This is a genomic window from Paenibacillus radicis (ex Xue et al. 2023), assembly GCF_024722015.1.
Classification (GTDB): Bacteria; Bacillota; Bacilli; order Paenibacillales; family NBRC-103111; genus Paenibacillus_S.
The window spans coordinates 1-17,713 of the sequence record NZ_JANQBD010000030.1 but is presented as its reverse complement, the minus strand read 5'-3'; the positions used below and the strand labels follow the sequence as shown (position 1 = coordinate 17,713).

Genomic DNA, 17,713 nt, shown 5'->3' with positions numbered 1-17,713 from the left:
CATGATCCCTTCATGGGTCATGTCGTTAGGTATGTTAGAACCAACCATGCTTGTAAAAGGATTCTAATGGATGAATACCGTTCATTACATCATTGCGGACGTTATTTTCCGTGTTCATGATCTCTTCCGACTTGATTAAGACCTCTTCGGCAATGCTTCTGGGGATAACGACCACTCCGTCTTTATCCGCTCTTATGATATCTCCCGGTTGTATGGTCACATTTTGGATACGGATAGGAACATTATATTCCTTCACATACCAACGACCGACGATATCGACAGGTGTCGAGTACAGTTTAAACACTGGCAGTCCCAGCTTTTGAATGTAATCAGTATCGCGTACGCCACCGTAGATGACCGCACCAACACCTCCGCGGGCTTTAATCGTAGTGGAAGCCAGCTCGCCAAGATGCGAGCATATGTCGTCGTTAGGCTGTACAATGACAACATTGTTTTTTTGAACGTCGCCAAGCATTTTTAACAAAGGAACGAAGGCCACATCCGTGTCCTTGGAATGGGTTCCTTCGCCGTTTACGGTAAGTGCCGTCCCGCAAAATGCGGCATCCGCCGTTAAACCCGCCAGCTCTTTGGGAAGAACCTGATCCCTGTAGCCTAGTTGGTCCAGCGTATCGGAAATGGCCCCATTATAAATGTTCGAAAATCGTGCCAGCAATTCATCCGTTTCAACAGCTTTCCCCTGATTGTTCATATGTGTCCCTCTTTTCACGTTATCATTATGGTTATGGATGCTCCATTTATCCGAGCTCACAGGCTCTACTTGGCTTATAAGGGATATAATACTCCTTGTGCCCGAGCAGTTCGGCCTGAGTCGGCTTTCCGTCTGCAACTAAAGCGACCTTCTCTACAATCTCCAGCCCGATCTCTGCTACTGTTCGAGTTCCTTCAATGATACTGCCCGCCTTGATATCCATGTTATCTGCCATTCTCCGGCAGGTGAGCGGGTTACCGCAGATTTTGATGACTGGTGAAACGACTGAACCTACCACACTTCCTCTGCCTGTTGTGAACAAGAGGATATGGGCGCCTGAGGCGATTAACGTTACAAGCCCGTCATTGTCATTCTCTTCGTAATGGGTAGAAAGCTGAGAATTCGTCCGTCCCACTTTATCCAGTAAATATAGCCCGGGCCGGGAGGGCCGCTGTCCCGGTCTAATAATGCCGTTGATCGGCTTGGTTCCTGCTTTGCACAAAGCACCTAGTGACTTTTCCTCAATGGTGGTCAGCCCTCCTTGCTCATTGCCTGATGAAACGGCGAAAGCTTCCAGCTTGTTGCCCAGCTCGTTCGCCCGTTCCAAACCATCCAATAATTGCTGCTTAATGGCTTCATCTGCAATCCGCTCCAGCAAATAATCGTTGCAGCCAAGCAGTTCCGGCAGCTCGCTGAATATAACGGTCGCCCCTTGATCAACAAAGTAATCAACCGCCCAACCGGCAGCGGGATTCGCAGATATACCCGAGGTGGCGTCAGACCCGCCGCACTCCACTCCGATGACAAGATCGCTAAGAGCCATGTCCACCGTTGCAGCTTCATGAGCATGCCGTACCATCTCGGCAGCAAGCGCCTTTCCTTGATGAATGGAGCTCAAGGAGCCTCCCGCCTCCTGTATGATGATGAGCTCCACCCGCTTGCCGCTTGCTGAAATTTGCTTCACAAGAGCATCTACATCGGTGCTTTCGCAGCCAAGGCGAACCACGATGACTCCCGCTACATTCGGATGTTTGCCCAACTCCACCAGCATTCGAAAGGCATACGGATCCGAATAGCAGCCGGCAAAGCCGAATACCTCTGCGCCTGGAACGCTTCTGGCGATACTGTCAGCAACGTGGTGAGCGCATTCCACAGTATAGATAACAGCGATGTGATTGCGGATACCGATTCTTCCATCCGCTCGCTTGAATCCTTTCATCGCACCTCTTCCTTCCGCTGTAGTGTAACTAAATTATGCAGATGTACATGTTCCCCTGTTTTTACAGAATGGATTACTTTTCCAATAGGAACTCCGTATTTGAATATCTTTTCGCCTTCCTGTAGATCGATTAAAGCAAATTTATGACCAAAGGGTATATCGTCCAGCAGCGTTACCTCAGACTGTCCCTGCTCTGTAAAAGAAACTACGGTTTCCTTGGACATATCCAGCAAAGCTGTTGCTACGTTATCCCTACCGTCGAGGACGATGGCCTTGACCGGAATCTGGCAATCCGTCATTTTACTTCACCCTTTCAAAATACATTTGCAATTAGCTTTAAACCGCTGCTTTTTCAACTTTTAAGCCGTTCTTCCAAAGCCCGTAGATCCTGAGCGGTCGTTGTAGCGCTGCGTGGTGATCGGTCGAATCCCACACAAGTGGAAACTATGCTATAATATCCGTGATCCGGACGAAGGAGGCATCGATGTTGGAAATTAAACCTGTCAAACGAATCACCGTCACCGAACAAGTCATGGAGCAAATTGCCCACCTGATCACTTCAGGCCAGATTATGCCTGGGGCAAAGCTTCCTAATGAACGGGACCTTGCCATACAGTTTCAAGTAACCCGCGGACGAATCCGTGAAGCTCTCAGAGCGCTGTCACTGCTTGGAATGATAACCATTAAAGCCGGAGAGGGAAGCTTCGTTAATAATCAGGAAGAGCCCATTCCAGCGGATGCCATCACCTGGCTCTTTCATAATGAAATCAACAACCTGGATGAAATTTATGCTGCGAGAAAATTAATCGAATCCGAGGTTTACCTCGAGGCCTCTAAACATGCCGGCCCTGAGCATTTCGCTGCAATGGAAGCCAGGCTAAACTCTATGCGCAACGCCAAAAATAAAAAGGCACCTGAGCTGTTCTTGAGCTACCTGGATGAATACGATTTGTTTATGGGCGAAATTTCCGGAAACCGCATTTACGGTAAATTAATGCAAACGATCGTTCATCTGCGCAGAGAATCGAACATCAAGCTGCTGAATGTGCCAGGTGCCATCGATAACAGCATAGAGCACCGCTTCCTAATCTATGAGGCGATGCGATCCAAAAACTTCACTCTCGTAAAACAAACGATTGAAGGTTTTTTTCAAAGCTCCAAAACGTTTTACGATACGATTTTGGGTACTCCATCCCCATCGGATAAATAATGTTCTCTTCGAGCTAGTAGAAGATGCTCACACACCATAACCAATTCTTTTTGATGGTTGAACACCTCTACCAGCTCCACGATAACGCCATATTCCGGCCGCTTGGGGTAATCTCGTTTTTCTTTTATCGATACTCTCACATAGATCGTGTCGCCGATAAACACCGGCTTGATGAACCGTAAGCGGTCATATCCGTAAGAGAAGGCCTCCGGATTCATCAAGCCTGCGGTCATGCCGATCCCTACGCTGAAGATTAATGTGCCGTGTGCGATCCGCTGTTTAAACTCCTGGGTTTTACACCATTCCGCATCCATATGATGGGGGTAAAAATCCCCGGTTTGACCCGCATGGATCACAATATCCGTTTCGGTAATTGTGCGTCCGGACGTCTCCCTGCCTGAACCCGTTTCGTATTGCTCGAAAAAAATCGATTGGCTGCCCATTATTCCTGCCTCCGTGTTGTATTATTGTTTTTTTGGATTAACCTCAAAATCAGTGCTTGATCCTCCCACGACCATCTGTCCTCACAAAATCCTGCAAATACGCAGTTATTTTCCTACCGGAATTGCTGTAGAGAGAACAAACCTACAAAAGTACAGCAATTTTCATGGAAAACGCTCCGATTCATCTAAGAATGAAAAAATAACTGCACATTCGCATGAATTCAAGAAAACTGCCGATATGCAAGCCAAAAGGATGTATAGATGCAGGTTTTTAGCTCGCATATCCCGTGCGCGCGCTGCGGCACTGCATGGCGGTCAGTCGAACCCCACGTGTGAAGATGCGATCGCTTCGAATCGAATATTCCACTGCGGTCAACCGGACTAATCGACAGTATATTCAATTAAATCATTCGAATAAAATCGTGTGCGCTCTCATTGTCGTTCTTAAGGTTTTGTTCATCGCTGAGATGGACACGGCACGGAAACGAGATCGAATGACTTCGTCAAGCGTTGATTTCGGTTTTGAGCCTGTTTTTTCAGCCTGATCCTTTTTTTTCAACCTGATCCTGCCATTGCTCCGGGTATCGGTATTTCACCGTTTGCAGATGCTCGCAATAAAGCACAAGCTCTCCTTCATTTTTGTACACCTCATAGCTGACGCGGACTAATCCCATTTCGGTGTACTTCGGCCTTTTCTCCACATGGGTTCGGACGGTGTAGATCGTATCGCCGATAAACACCGGTTTGATGAAGCGCAGCTTGTCGTATCCGTAGCTAAACGTATGGATATTGTTATGCGCCATTAAGCCTAACCCCATGCTGAACACTAGAGCCCCCGCCACCAACCGTCTCCCGAACACGCCTTCCTCTTTGGCAAACATTTCGTCAGCAACATAAGGATGCAGATCCATCACAAGCGCGTTGAACTGCATACTTTCCCCTTCGGAAATCGTCCGGCGGATGGAGCGTATTTTAGACCCGACCTCGAACTCCTCATACATCCATTGTTCCGTGTTAAACAGGGGCAGATCTTGATGGGGTCTTTGGTTTACATTAAACTGTGTCATTGGTTTTCCACCTCTCTCAGTAAGCTTATAATTGTCCCATTATTCTCTCCGATTGTCGGGGAGCCTTTGGGTGATGTGAAAATTTCGCCATCGATGCGAATCGGGCAGCGTGTTGTTCTCATAGCACTTCCATTCCCGCGGTATACCGTCTGCACCATCTGTAAGGCTTGGAATGCGTCATGCTCAAGCAATTGATCCCATCTTAAAATATCGGCACATCCATATTCCGCAGGCTCCAGCCGATTCAGCCACTCCCTTGTACAAGCTGTTTTTAGATGAGCCGCAATAATGCCTTTTATTTCATCTCTCCGGTCAACCCATGCCTTACTGTTCTCAAACCGGCTTAATGCAGGGCAGTTCAGCAGCGTACCGAGCTCCGTGACTGAGCCCATAGCCAAAGCGATATAACCGTCTGCCGTTTCGTAAATGCCGTACGGAGCTCCCAAATAAGCATGCGCATTATTCATCGCTGCCCGCTTCGGTTGTACACCTCCGTCATTGAGATAGGTGGTTAGCACCTCAGACTGAAAATCAAGTGTCGATTCCAGCAGGCTAACTTCCACTTGGCAACCAACGCCGTGTATGCCTCTCCTGACAAGTCCCGCCAATATCCCTTGCACCAGATGAGCACCGGCCATCATATCCGCCACCGCCAATCCGAAGGGCATAGGAGGCTGGCCCCGGTCACCGTTTAACCAGGCTAATCCCGATAAGGATTGAACCAACAGATCCTGTCCCGGTTTGTCCTTCCAAGGGCCCGTTGGACCATAACCGGTAATCTCTCCATAGACGATTCCCGGGTTTAATGCTTTAACTGCATCATAGTGGAATCCCAGCCTTTCCATCACACCTGGACGGAAGTTTTGGATCAAGACATCCGCCTTACCGATTAATTTCTTCACGTCCGCCTTATCTTCGGGATTTTTCAAATCAACGGCAAAGCTCTCCTTGTTCCGGTTGATGGAATGAAAGAGTGTACTGTCTCCATCCAGCTCCAGATTGGAAATGTACAGCGTTCTGCAAATGTCGCCGCCTTCCGGCCGCTCGATTTTAACTACCCTTGCCCCCAAGTCGGCTAAGCGAAGAGCCGCGGAAGGGCCGGACAGAAATTGACTGAAATCAAGAACAAGGATGCCCTCTAGCGGCCTCTTCACTACGTTTCCTCTCACAACCGTCCCCCCCATTCCCCATTTCCCATTCAGCAGCTATTCCGGCAAACCAAAGTCGCCTTTGATGGTTGAATTGTCCTCACCGATACGCGGTGCCCCTTTGGGCGACTTGAACTTCTCCCCATTGATGCGAATCGGGCAGCGTGTTGTTTTCAATGCGGTTTCCCCGGGACGGCTAACCTCCAGAATCATATCCAGCACTTTGAACCCCTCATGGTTTAACAGTTGATCCCATTGATAAACATCCGCAGACCAGTAATCCGCAGGCTCCAAAACATTCAGCCATTCCTGTGTCGTTTTCTTCTTCAAGTGAGCGGCCAGCAGCCTCTTGATCTCATCCCGGCGGGTAAACCATTCCTTCGAGTCCGTAAAGGCAGCTACCTCCGGACATTCGAGCAGTTCACCCAACCGGACCACCGAGCCCATTGCGAGTGCAATATATCCGTCCGCCGTTTCATAAACCCCGTATGGGGCGCCTAAATACGCGTGGGCATTGTTAATCGAGCTTCGCACCGGCTGCTCTCCGCCGTCATTGAGGAAAGTCGTTAGCACCTCGAACTGAAAATCGAGAATCGATTCAAGCAGGCTAACCTCGACAAGACCTCCTTCTCCGGTTATCCCTCTGCGAACAAGACATGCAAGAATACCTTGCACCAGATGTGCTCCGGTCAGAATATCCGCTACCGCCAAGGCGAAAGGCATCGGAGGCTGATCGCTGTTGCCGTTCAGCCACGTCAACCCGGACAGTGACTGCACGAGAAGATCTTGGCCGGGCTTCCCCTTCCATGGGCCTACCCTGCCGTAGCCTGTCACACTCGCGTAGACGATCCGGGGATTCAAGCTCTGCACGCTTTCATAGTCAAGCCCCAGCTTCTCCATAGTACCCGGGCGAAAGTTTTCAATCAGGACATCCGCATTTGCAATCAGCTTCTTGACCGCCTCCAAATCCCCGGTATTTTTCAAGTCGGCGGAGAAGCTTTCCTTGTTGCGGTTGATCGTTTGAAACAAGGCGCTTTCTCCGTTCAGCTCCAAATTATTCAGAATCAACTGACGGCATAGATCGCCGGTACCGGGTCTTTCGATCTTAATCACCCTTGCCCCCAAATCAGCCAGGCGTAAACCAGCTGACGGTCCGGACAAAAACTGGCAAAACTCCAAAACAACAAGTCCTTCTAAAGGCTTCACTATGCATTCCCTCTTTTCGATTCACCGTATAGACGGTTCATTTGCTCAAGCACCTTGTCGGCATTCCCGCCATTCATCATATAATCACGTACGAAATCCCCGGCATGATCCTGAAAATTTAAATATCCGCTGTAACGGGGGCGCATATAAGCTCTATCCAATGCCGGAAGTGTATTCTTGAAGTAATCTCCGTTTCTGCGGTTCAGTTCGCCATCCTCCCACGCTCCCCGATGACCAGGCTGTCCTCCCGCTTCCGTGTACAACGTTTTCTGACATTCTGGACTTGCCGCGTACATCGCGTACTGCAGCGCTGCATCTACATGCTGGCAGCGAACGGATATGGCAAGCCCTGTACCGCCGAGCGTAGTCCGAAGCTTGTCATGGGAACCGATCCTAACCATATCGTCAAATATCAGAAGATGCTTCGCATAACCAGGTCTGGAATAGTTCGAGTAGCCGTAGGCGAACGGGCAATAAGCTAGATCATTGCGGCTGCTCATAGCTTCATAAACCTTGATCGGGTTCCAGTCGAACATTTCCTTCGTGCAATAGCCAACCAGCTCTCTAAGCTGCTCCAATGCGATCAGCCCCATTTCCCGGGAAACCACGATGTCCTCTTGCTGGCAAGGGTCTTCTCCCTGCGAGCTGCATAGCATATAGAAATTCATTAAGGAATCAATCGGGATTCCGGGGAAAATCACCAAACCTCGCTTAGCAAGCTGCAGTAATTCGTCCCATGTCTGGGGAACCGCTTCTTCGTAACGTTCCAGCAAATCCGGCCGGAAGGAAGCTACAGGCGTTGCCGCATCAATCGCCAGAGCGCTCTGATATCCGTCGAAATTATAGCTTTCATGAGAGTTGCCTACGCTATTCGCGGCTTGATCGTCGAGGTAGCCAGCCGGTAAATGCTGCTCCAGCGGAACTAAGATATGCTTGTCGGCAGCAAATCCCGCCCATGGATGATCGATCACAAGAAGATCATATTTCTCCGCCAAATGCTGAATCGGCTCGTCGGCGAATTCCTGCAAGGAACGCTTCTCCCAGCTGATCTCCACCTCCGCATTCGTTTCCGCAAACCTCTGAGATGTTGCTACCATGGGAAGAAAACCACGGCTATGATTCCAAGTAATGCCTTTCAATTGAATGGCCATTTCACTAACCTCCTGTTAAAATAATTCATATAGTCAAGCGTTGGTACTCTGGTACTACCAATAACAAAAAAGGAATGCGGTTGTTAAAAAGTTCTGTTAGCCTCTCGGACAGCATCGAATTTTTGAATTCAACCTTACCGCTTGCGAACGATTCTTTTTAACAACGCGCTTTTAATTTCCCCCGCTTTATTTGCTTGAGGTACGATAGTCCTGCGGAGTAATACCGAAATGCTTTTTAAACACTTTGATAAAATAATTCGGATTCTGATAGCCTACCTCGATGGCAATTTCGTAAATTTTTCTCGTACTCGTTTTCAAAAGATGTGCGGATTGCTCCATTTTTAATCGGTATATATAATCGCTTAAATTTTCGCCGGTCTCCAGCTTGTAAATCCGGGATAAATAAGCGGGGTGCATCTGCAAATAATCCGAAATCGCCTGTAAGGATACATCTACGGTTAAATTAGCTTGAACAAACTTCTGGGTTTGCTGGACAGCCGACTCCCTGGCGTTTTTCGTTTCACTGCTCGTATAGATTTGCAGCCGTTCCATTACACTCCAAATCCACTCGCGAAGCGACTGGACGGTTCGACATGGGGCCAATTCTTTGCCACGGGCGTATTCATTGCCGATAAGCTCTCCCAGCATTTTACCGTTCTTATGGGCAATGAAGGAGAACGACGCAAAAATAGAGAAGAAAGCTTCCGTAATATGCTCTGAAGATTCCGGCCAGTATAAGTCCAGCTCTTCTAAAATGGACTCCAGCTTTTGCTGCACCAGCTCCCAATTTCCTGCATCCATCAGATGGACAAGCACCGGCGGCTCGTACAAGCGGTACAGGATATTCATATCCGCGCTCTCCGATTCGTCAGCCGTATAGACCGGAAGGTCCTTCTCATCACCGAATCTTTTTCTGTAAATCGAAAGCGAGTTATAATAAAGCTTGGTCAGTTCAACAGGAAATACTCCCCACTGGCTGATCAATACGGATATTCTTCTTTTCAAATAATGCTGAACATTCAATTGCAGCTCGTTGGCCAATCTTTCCAGGTGATATTTGAATTCACTCTTGCTTTTCTCGGCCATTAAGCCTTGTAACTTATCGTTGGGTGTAAGCATAATGATCAAATAGTCGTGTACATCCTTACAAAGCCATAAATGAAAATATTCCTCGAAGGTTTCCGTAGCTAAATTACCGATGGCGAATTCCATCAATGACAGCTCGAACGGATCATAGTCGGCAAATTGATCTTTGAAGCGAATAAGCAGCAGAACGAATTCATCTTGAAAACCGACGGGAATTTCCAGCAGCTTCATTTTTTCCGTCAATTTATCAGGAGAAATTCGCTTGCCCTGCAGCATATCCTGAAGAAGCTCGCCTCTCAACTTCGGTAAATGGTCGCGTAAAGCCTTCATAGCACGTTGGTGCGTTTCGTTTGTTTCAAGCTCCATGCGGATCAATTCGACTACATGCCTCACCCTGGATATTATCTCTTCATCGCTGACAGGCTTGAGCAAGTAATCGCTGATTTGGCTTTGAATCGCTTTTTGGGCATATTCAAACTCGGCGAAGCCCGTAAGCAGGATGCACTTGGTTTTCTTCCAGTTCAATTGAATTTGCTCAATCAACTGCAAGCCGTCCATCCCGGGCATACATATATCGGTAATGACGATATCGATGGCATTCGTCTTCAGTATATCCAGCGCTTCCGTTGCGGAATAAGCTTTATGAACCTTGTCTATACCCGCTTCCTTCCAAGGCAGTGCACCGGCCAAAGCTTCCACCACGTTCATTTCGTCGTCTACAAGCAATAATTGAAGCATGCTCTTACCCCTCTTCTTGCAGAACTGTGCTACTCTTCCCACCTGATTTCAACACGAATACCGCCCTGCGGGGAATGTGAGAACACGAGCCCGGAATTTTTCTTGAATTGGTATAAAAGCCGTTGATGTACATTCCACAAGCCGCAGCTCATTTCTTCCTCCATAGGAAGCGCCACCCGCTGCTGGAGCTCCGCGAGCTTTTCATCAGACATTCCGATCCCGTTATCATCGATGATGATCCGGTTCCCTGTCTCCGTTCGGCTTCCTTCTATCGATATAATACCGTATCGCTCCATCTTGCCGATGCCGTGGACAATCGCATTTTCTACAATAGGCTGGATCATCAGCCGGGGTATTACGAGCTGAGCCATCGATTCCGGAATGTCGATTTCATAGTGAAACCGCTCAATTCGCAGATTTTGGATGTTCAAATAATTTTGGACCATATTCATCTCGTCTTGCAGTGTGGTCATTGCATTCTCAAGCTTAGTGATGTAGCGGTAATAGTCACCTAAATTCAACACCATAGCTGTAGCGGCCTGCTTATCTCCGACGGCAATCATATTTTTTATAAAAAACAAACAATTATACAAAAAATGAGGATTGATCTGCGATTGCAAGTGCTTCAGCTTGGCCTCGCGATAGCGGATATTTTCCATATATACTTTCTCCACCAGCTCCTGGATTTGTCCAGCCATCTCATTAAAGCGCAAAAAAAGATAATCAAACTCATTGTTCGGGTTATAATGCAAGCGCATCGCATATTGGCCGGACCTGATTCCATGTACACCCCGCAGCAGCCATTTGATAGGAATTTGCACTTGCTTGTAAAGCAGAAGCGCCACCACAATACTCATGATCAGAAGCAGCCCTATCGAAAAATAAAATAAATTCCGGCTCTTGACGATCGGGGATAAAATCTTCTCAAGCGGTACAAAATCAACCAGATAACAGTCCAGGTTCTTCGACTTCACATAATCAACCAAATATTTCTCCTGATTCATCTCGACAATAAGATGCCCGAGCGGCTCCAGATGCTCGCTATCCAAACGTGCAACCAACTTGCGGATCAATGTCGGGTCTGAAACCGTATTCATAATAGGTTCTTCACCTGGATAATACAGAAAGGGGGTCCCCTTACCAACCTGCTGGAAATCACTTAACATATTGATTAAATTTTGCTGAAAAAACCTCACCTCAATAATAGCTTCAGCATCCTCGGGATCTAAGTACGAGATCAAGGGACTCACCATAAACTTGGTGAAATAGGCATCGCCCGCTTCCTGCGGATGGTACTCCCAATGCGTTTTCAAATTTTTACGTAAAAAATCCGGGTCATACACACCGTTGTAATCGTTGGAAACCACCTGCTTAGTTTTCGGAAAATAAATCGTTAGTCGATTGGACCAGCTGCTTGTAGCGCTTAACAAATTCAGCTTTCCAACGATCGATTCCTGCAATCTCAGCTGCTCAAACATCGACTTTTGATTGGTAGTATCAAGCAGCTCCTTAATGCTCTGATCCTTGCTTACTATTATTGAAGTTATAGACAGCTGATTCACTATATTATCCATTTGCGAGGTAAAGAAGGATAGCCGGTTTAAGTTCGAATTCTGTATTTCGTCCTCTACGACTGTCACGGATACCTGGTTGGAATAGCTGTACAAGATGACAATAGGGATTAGCAAAACGATGATGAATAACATAATTTTTTTGAAAATGTTCAGCTTTAAGCGCATGACTGTGTGCCCCCATCTCTTGATGCCCTATGTATGCATAGTGTATATTAATTTCGCTGACAGGGGTACCCTTTTATGCGCCATTACCTGAGTTAACCTTTAACAGCACCTGCCGACAAGCCGCTCACCACATATTTTTGCGTAAGCAAAGCCATGATCAATACAGGCATAATGATGATGCAGGCCGCCGCCATTAGCCCTCCCCAATTAATGCTTGAAGATGAGATGAAATTGAACACGGCTATCGGCAATGTTTTTGTTTTCTCCCCGGACAGGATCAGAGAGAACATGAAGTTATTCCATGAAAAAATAAATGCCAGCAACCCGGAAGTTACAATACCCGGAAGGGATATCGGCAGCACGATCGAAGCAAAAGCCCGGATTTTGGAGCTTCCATCGATCCATGAAGATTCTTCAACCTCCATAGGAAACGATTCAAAAAACGGAATCATGATCCACATAATAAGAGGCAGCCCGATAACCATATGACTGAGGACGAGAACGGTAATGGTATCTACAAGATGGAGCTTCGTGAACAAAATATACCAAGGCACCAAGTAGGAAATCCCGGGAATGATTTTGGCAATCAGAATGACAGTTGCAAAAGCATGCAGACGGTATCGGGCAATCGCATAAGCAGCCGGCAATCCTAATAACAAAGCTGCGAGGGTAGAACCAACCGCCACCAGAAAGCTGTTCCACAAAAAATGAATATAGTCATTTTGTTCAAATACTTCCACGTAATTTTTGAAGGTTGGTGTAAAAAAGAACATGTGATCCGTTGATAGGACCTGCACTTGCGTTTTAAAGGAGGCCAGCAGCATCCATATAAAAGGAAACGTAAAAAACAGCAGCACAATTAAAGTTAACACGGAATAACAAGTGCTTGGCAACCATTTGGTTTTCACTGCATAGCCTCCATTCTCTTCCTGACCATGACAAGAATCAGTACGAAAAACATGATGATCAGGAAGAAGAGCATTAGCAGCGCAGAAGCTGATCCCAACTTCAAATATTGAAAGGCCTGCGTGTAGACCATTATGTTCAACGTCTCTGATGCAAAGTTAGGTCCGCCTTGGGTTGTCGAATAGATCGTATCGAATGTCTTCAGCAAGTCGACGGTCCTTAAGATGACGGCAATCAAGATCGTAGGGCGAAGAAGCGGCAGCGTAATATGGAAAAACTTCTGAAAGGACGTGGCTCCATCTACATCTGCAGACTCATACGGCTCGGTTGGCAATGTGGTTATACCTGCCATAACGAGCAGCGCAATCATCGGTGTCCACTGCCATACATCTATGATAATAAGGGAGGGAATAACTTCATCCACTGAACCTAGCCAGGAATATGTTTTTAAACCTAAACCTCTCAGCATTTGGTTAGCCAAACCGATGGAAGGTTCATATATGAGCAGCCATACCAGTCCGATTGCTACTGGAGTAGCGACCATCGGCAGCATTAGAAATGACTTAACCCACTTACTGCCTATAAAGCTGCGCGAGAACAATACAGCAATAGCAACACCCAGAACGGTCTCAATAATAATTGATGGGACCGAATGGTATAGTGTACGAAGGATAGAGCCCCAAAATCTTGGGTCCGCTAATAATACCGTGTAATTCTCCAGTCCAACCCATTTGGGAGCAGCCACTGCGGACATACTCCATTCATAGAAGCTGATCCGAACCGTATAGGCGATCGGGAAAGCCACTACGAGCAAAACAAACAAAGCCGCCGGTAAAGTAAATATCCATTTCATATTCCGATCCAACCATCCATAGCTCATCCATTAACACTCCTTCCTGATGCATTCGATAGATCAAAGGGGATTACATTGCGTATCCCCCTTTGACTACCGTCATTGTTGTTTATTTATTTGGTCTTGTCTTTATCGATAATGGCTTGAAACTCTGCGTTAGCTTTATCTGCAGCAGCCTTGATGTCCTCGCCCAGCACAGCTTTTACAACAACACTGCCGACTGCGTCGCGTGCTTCACCTACACTAATCACTTCCGGAACGTTGTGGCCTACACCGATTTTCATTGTCTCCTGAATAGCCGCTGCAAGATCAGGCGGGAAGGTTTCTACGCCCTCTTTCTGGCTCCAGACAGAATTACGCGGGCCCGGCACGCCGCTTCTTTGGGTCTTCAACACCATTTCCTTATTGGTTGCCCATTGCATAAATTCCCAAGAGGCATCTTTGTTAACGGATTTGGAATTGATTGCGAGTGCCCATGCCGCTATGCTATAGGGCTTAGTGCCAGCACTGCCTGCGGGAAGCTGGGCAAACCCGATTTTGTCTTTGACCAATGATTTCTCCGGATCGGTAGTATTTTTATATACTGAAGCGGTCTCCGTGTAGAAGGCAGCCTTGCCTTGGGCAAATATTCCTGCTGCTTGCGGCCATGACATGTTCAGAACACCTTGAGGCCCATAATTTTTAATCAAATCGGCATACAGCTGAAAGCCCTTGATCGCTTCCGGTGTATTGATGGCAGCTTTTCCATCCTTCATGAAGTCTCCGCCCTCTGAGAAGACGAAGGAGGATACCGCTGTTACCAACGCATTTCTTTGTCCCCGTCCGACAAATCCATAAAACTCTTTGCCCGGATCATGCAATTTTTTGGCAGCCGCTTCTAATTCGACCATCGTTTTGGGAACGGCAATTCCGTTCTTTTCCAAAATGTCTTTTCGGTAATAGAGAACAAATTGATCGGTATAAACCGGTATGGATGTGATCTTGTTATCGATGGTGCTTGCATCAATGGAAGATTTCGCAAAATCAGCAAAATCATACTTCGGATCTTTATTGACGTAATCATTCAAAGGTGTAGTCCAACCGTTTTTGTGATAAAGAATTTTATCCATATACGGTCTGTACATGAACACATCCGGATCCACAGCCCCAGAGGCGATTTGGACAGCAAGCTTTTGCGACAACTGATCTTCTCCGATCAATTGAAAATCGACCTTCATTCCGGATGATGCCTCGAATTCCTTTAACGAAGCTTTGATCGTATCGCTCCAAGGATGATTTAAGGCAAAAACAGTGATTTTCTTACCTGCAAACGGCTGTGCAGATTTTGTATCCGCTTTCGCGGAATCTTTGCTTGCACCAGTGTTTGTACCTGCTTGTCCACCGCATGCTGCCATTGTGCCGACTAATCCGACAGCCAGCAAAGCTGCAACACTTCTCTTTAAATGCTTATACATATGAAACCTCCCTTTATTCCCAATAGTTGGACTAACATCATTTCAATTTCTATCATAAAGAGAAATGGTAACGGTTTATATGGTAATTATTAAAGAATTCTGTATCATTTTTTTACTTTTCACCAATACTTCGTTATTTCACACGGAATTTCTCAAAGCAGGCGGGGATAATCTCCGTTGAAGCTCCGGGCATTTGAGGCAGCACATAAAAGCCGTCCTTCACGGTAGCGGGCTCTAAGAAAATATCGCGAATCCATGGGATATATTCCAGCATTATAGCATTTTGGGTGGAAGCAACCAGATGCTGATGAATTTGTCCCATCTCTCCGACATGCGGAACAATCGGAAGATCATAAGAAGCGGCCAATCCTGCTACCTGCAGCCATTCTGTAATTCCTCCTACGCGGGTAACGTCTACCTGAACATATTCTACAGCCCCTTGGTGGATATAGTCGCGGAATGCATATTTGGAATAGACATGTTCGCCCAGGGCAATCGGGACATTCAATTCGTCCGCAAGCTTTTTATGCCCTAATATATCATCGGGATTGAGAGGCTCCTCAAGCCAATACAAATCGAACTCCTCCAGCTTCTTTCCCCAAGTCATCGCCGTGTTAATATTCCACATTTGATTGACATCGATCATCAAAATAATGTCGTCCCCGATCGCTTGTCTGACCGCCTTCACACGGTCGTAATCCTCGCGCGAATCCGGTTTGCCGACCTTCATTTTGACACCCGTAAAGCCTTGCTCAACAAAGGAGGTTATGTCCTTCAGCAAGCGCTCTTTGGGCCAGTTGAGCCAACCGCCGTTCGTGTTGTAAGCTTTGATCCGTTTCGATTTGTGGCCGCCCAAATACTGCCATAGCGGTTTGTTCGCAGCCTTGGACATAATGTCCCACAGTGCAATATCCACTGCTGCCATAGCCATATGCGTAATGCCGGCACGTCCGATCCAGTGCATTTTGCCAAAGCGCAGCTCATCCCAAATCTCTTTTACCATAAACGGATCTTTACCCAGTAAAACCGGGGCATAGTAACGATCTATGGTATCGGCTATCATCTCGTCCCCATTCGCACATGTGCCTGTAAAACCATAGCCGGTAATTCCTTCGTCAGTGAATATTCTCACGCCGGGCAACCCCCAATGAGTCGGGGCGTTAATGGCGTCCGTAATAGGCGGATTCAAAGGGATATGCAGAATAAAGCTTTCTACTTTTGTTATTTTCATCGTTTTCTCTCCTCGTGAGTTTACTTTTTTTAAAATAAGTATTTAGCACATCACCGCCTGCTCCTGACGGAGCAACTACGGAAATCTGCTTGTCAAGATATTTGGATGCGCCTTGCAGTAGACAGCATACCCTGGCGGCGCTGCTGTTACGGTAACGATCGAGCCGGATTGCTCACCTCCTTTCATAAATTCGTCGTTTATCATATATCGTGTATGATTTTTCATAAAAAAAGAAAGTTTTAATGAAAATAAACTTTCGTTCTTTCCAATGAATTTTGTAAATGAAAACGCAATGCCCGGGAAGCTTCCTGCACATTTCTTTGTATCAGCTGATGTAAAATCTGAGCGTGCTCCTCCCACTCCAGTTGACTATGATCAATGTTCATATTTTTTTGTAAAAAGACGAGGTAGCTTTGAATCCGTTCGATGTAACCGCTGACTACATTTTGCAGCATATCATTACCGCAATATTGCAAGATAACACCGTGAAGAATCTCGTTCATTTCAAATACGTACTGCAAAAATTCGCTATCGCTGGCAGGCTTCACTTTAGCGAACGAATCCATTTTCTCTTTGATATGAAGCAGTTCCTGCTCTGGAATGAGCGCGGCTGCTTTTTCAACCGCAAGGGTTTCCAGGTGAATCCGAAGCTCGAACAATTCATTCAAATCTTTAAGCGACATGGGGGTCACGAACATGCCTTTATAAGGAATCATATCCACGAATCCTTCGGAAGAGAGTCTGGAAAGCGCTTCTCGAATGGGGATATTGCTTACCTCCAAATCCCGGGCAAGCTTATCAATATTAACCTTTTCGCCCGGAGCTAATTCGTGGGATAAGATCTGCTCCTTAATAATTTTGTATATTTCATCAGTAAGAACATATTTACTTAATTTCTTTTTCATATTTGGATTCTCCGTCGATGGGATGATGTATCATGTATGATTATATGCCGGTTTCCATCTTTTCACAATTCATGTGAGCAACAACCACACTTATGCAATGTCTATACCTAATGATACGCGTAAACAAGGCTGGCTTTATATAGTAAAAATTTAAGAAATACCTATCATTTTTTTACCTTGTGGGGTTGTTCAAACTCTCCAAAGGGGCAAAGGGGCTATAATGCGACGTAGGTGGGAGCAGGACCGGGCAAGTCATTTTCGAGGGTGCTAACTGGAAAACCTCCCGTTAATTCCACTCAAATCACCTCTATTTAACTGTTTAGCTTGATTTCCTACCGCTAATTTGATTCAATTCTGAGTATTTTCCAAAAATGGAGAAAATTAGCTTGAGGTTTCTCCTAGGCCCCCTAATTAAACTGGAGTCTTTCTTCCCAATAAATTAGACTAAAATTAAAGGGGAGGAAGACAAAATGCGTGCGAGAAAAGTTTTTGAAGAGGCGAGACTCAAGATTGTCCAAGAGGCCCTTTCGGGGATCAAGGTTGCGGTACTAGCTAGGAAATATGAGATCCATCCTGAGACCATTCGTACTTGGGTAAAAGAATATCGTGATAGAATTGGAGACGACCAGATCCCTTCAACCGATGAGC

Annotated in this window: 17 protein-coding genes; 2 read left to right on the top strand and 15 right to left on the bottom strand. The window is 46.5% G+C overall.

Annotated features, from left to right (window positions below):
- Nucleotides 1-34: 34 nt before the first annotated feature.
- Genes NV381_RS30935 through NV381_RS30925 form a run of 3 tightly spaced genes read right to left on the bottom strand, consistent with a single transcriptional unit; the run spans nt 35 to nt 2,227 of the window.
- Nucleotides 35-709 (bottom strand): RraA family protein, encoded by a 675-nt coding sequence (locus NV381_RS30935; RefSeq protein ID WP_258217178.1) that lies wholly within the window; start codon nt 707-709, stop codon nt 35-37.
- Between the two features lie 46 nt (nt 710-755).
- Nucleotides 756-1,928: a UxaA family hydrolase gene (locus NV381_RS30930; protein WP_258217177.1), complete on the bottom strand. Its 1,173-nt coding sequence runs from the start codon at nt 1,926-1,928 to the stop codon at nt 756-758.
- Complete coding sequence (locus NV381_RS30925; RefSeq protein WP_258217176.1) at nt 1,925-2,227, bottom strand: UxaA family hydrolase; 303 nt, start codon at nt 2,225-2,227, stop codon at nt 1,925-1,927. The genes NV381_RS30930 and NV381_RS30925 overlap by 4 nt, the downstream gene beginning before the upstream one ends.
- A 185-nt stretch (nt 2,228-2,412) precedes the next feature.
- On the opposite strand from NV381_RS30925, the gene NV381_RS30920 reads away from it, so the two are divergent.
- The gene (locus tag NV381_RS30920; RefSeq protein WP_258217175.1) at nt 2,413-3,138 is read left to right on the top strand and encodes a FadR/GntR family transcriptional regulator; all 726 of its coding nucleotides are present in this window, start codon (nt 2,413-2,415) and stop codon (nt 3,136-3,138) included.
- Here the strand turns inward: NV381_RS30920 and NV381_RS30915 are convergent.
- The 12 genes from NV381_RS30915 to NV381_RS30860 form a co-directional block, all read right to left on the bottom strand.
- Nucleotides 3,096-3,581, bottom strand: a complete 486-nt coding sequence (locus NV381_RS30915) for a MaoC/PaaZ C-terminal domain-containing protein (RefSeq protein ID WP_258217174.1) — start codon at nt 3,579-3,581, stop codon at nt 3,096-3,098. The genes NV381_RS30920 and NV381_RS30915 overlap by 43 nt on opposite strands.
- Nucleotides 3,582-4,117: 536 nt before the next feature.
- Nucleotides 4,118-4,648: a MaoC family dehydratase gene (locus NV381_RS30910; RefSeq protein ID WP_258217173.1), complete on the bottom strand. Its 531-nt coding sequence runs from the start codon at nt 4,646-4,648 to the stop codon at nt 4,118-4,120.
- Nucleotides 4,645-5,817: a CaiB/BaiF CoA transferase family protein gene (locus tag NV381_RS30905; RefSeq protein ID WP_258217172.1), complete on the bottom strand. Its 1,173-nt coding sequence runs from the start codon at nt 5,815-5,817 to the stop codon at nt 4,645-4,647. The genes NV381_RS30910 and NV381_RS30905 overlap by 4 nt, the downstream gene beginning before the upstream one ends.
- A 36-nt stretch (nt 5,818-5,853) precedes the next feature.
- Nucleotides 5,854-7,002, bottom strand: coding sequence for a CaiB/BaiF CoA transferase family protein (locus NV381_RS30900; protein WP_258217171.1), 1,149 nt, complete (start codon nt 7,000-7,002; stop codon nt 5,854-5,856).
- Entirely contained in the window at nt 7,002-8,153 is a 1,152-nt protein-coding gene (locus tag NV381_RS30895) for an extracellular solute-binding protein (protein WP_258217170.1), read from the bottom strand. Before NV381_RS30895 ends, NV381_RS30900 begins: the two co-directional genes overlap by 1 nt.
- Nucleotides 8,154-8,339: 186 nt before the next feature.
- Nucleotides 8,340-9,977 carry a response regulator transcription factor gene (locus NV381_RS30890; protein WP_258217169.1) on the bottom strand — a complete coding sequence of 546 codons (1,638 nt, stop codon included), beginning with the start codon at nt 9,975-9,977 and terminating at the stop codon, nt 8,340-8,342.
- Between the two features lie 29 nt (nt 9,978-10,006).
- Nucleotides 10,007-11,716, bottom strand: coding sequence for a sensor histidine kinase (locus NV381_RS30885; protein ID WP_258217168.1), 1,710 nt, complete (start codon nt 11,714-11,716; stop codon nt 10,007-10,009).
- Between the two features lie 92 nt (nt 11,717-11,808).
- Nucleotides 11,809-12,624 (bottom strand): carbohydrate ABC transporter permease, encoded by an 816-nt coding sequence (locus NV381_RS30880; RefSeq protein WP_258217167.1) that lies wholly within the window; start codon nt 12,622-12,624, stop codon nt 11,809-11,811.
- Nucleotides 12,621-13,502, bottom strand: coding sequence for a carbohydrate ABC transporter permease (locus tag NV381_RS30875; protein ID WP_258217166.1), 882 nt, complete (start codon nt 13,500-13,502; stop codon nt 12,621-12,623). The genes NV381_RS30880 and NV381_RS30875 overlap by 4 nt, the downstream gene beginning before the upstream one ends.
- Before the next feature lie 86 nt (nt 13,503-13,588).
- The gene (locus NV381_RS30870; RefSeq protein ID WP_258217165.1) at nt 13,589-14,929 is read right to left on the bottom strand and encodes an ABC transporter substrate-binding protein; all 1,341 of its coding nucleotides are present in this window, start codon (nt 14,927-14,929) and stop codon (nt 13,589-13,591) included.
- 133 nt (nt 14,930-15,062) lie between these two features.
- Complete coding sequence (locus NV381_RS30865) at nt 15,063-16,160, bottom strand: mandelate racemase/muconate lactonizing enzyme family protein (protein WP_258217164.1); 1,098 nt, start codon at nt 16,158-16,160, stop codon at nt 15,063-15,065.
- Nucleotides 16,161-16,399: 239 nt separating this feature from the next.
- Nucleotides 16,400-17,065 carry a GntR family transcriptional regulator gene (locus NV381_RS30860; RefSeq protein WP_258217163.1) on the bottom strand — a complete coding sequence of 222 codons (666 nt, stop codon included), beginning with the start codon at nt 17,063-17,065 and terminating at the stop codon, nt 16,400-16,402.
- A 470-nt stretch (nt 17,066-17,535) separates the two neighbouring features.
- Here NV381_RS30860 and NV381_RS38545 point away from each other — a divergent pair.
- Nucleotides 17,536-17,713 (top strand): helix-turn-helix domain-containing protein (locus NV381_RS38545; RefSeq protein ID WP_419182318.1); only part of this gene is annotated, 178 nt, incomplete at its 3' end.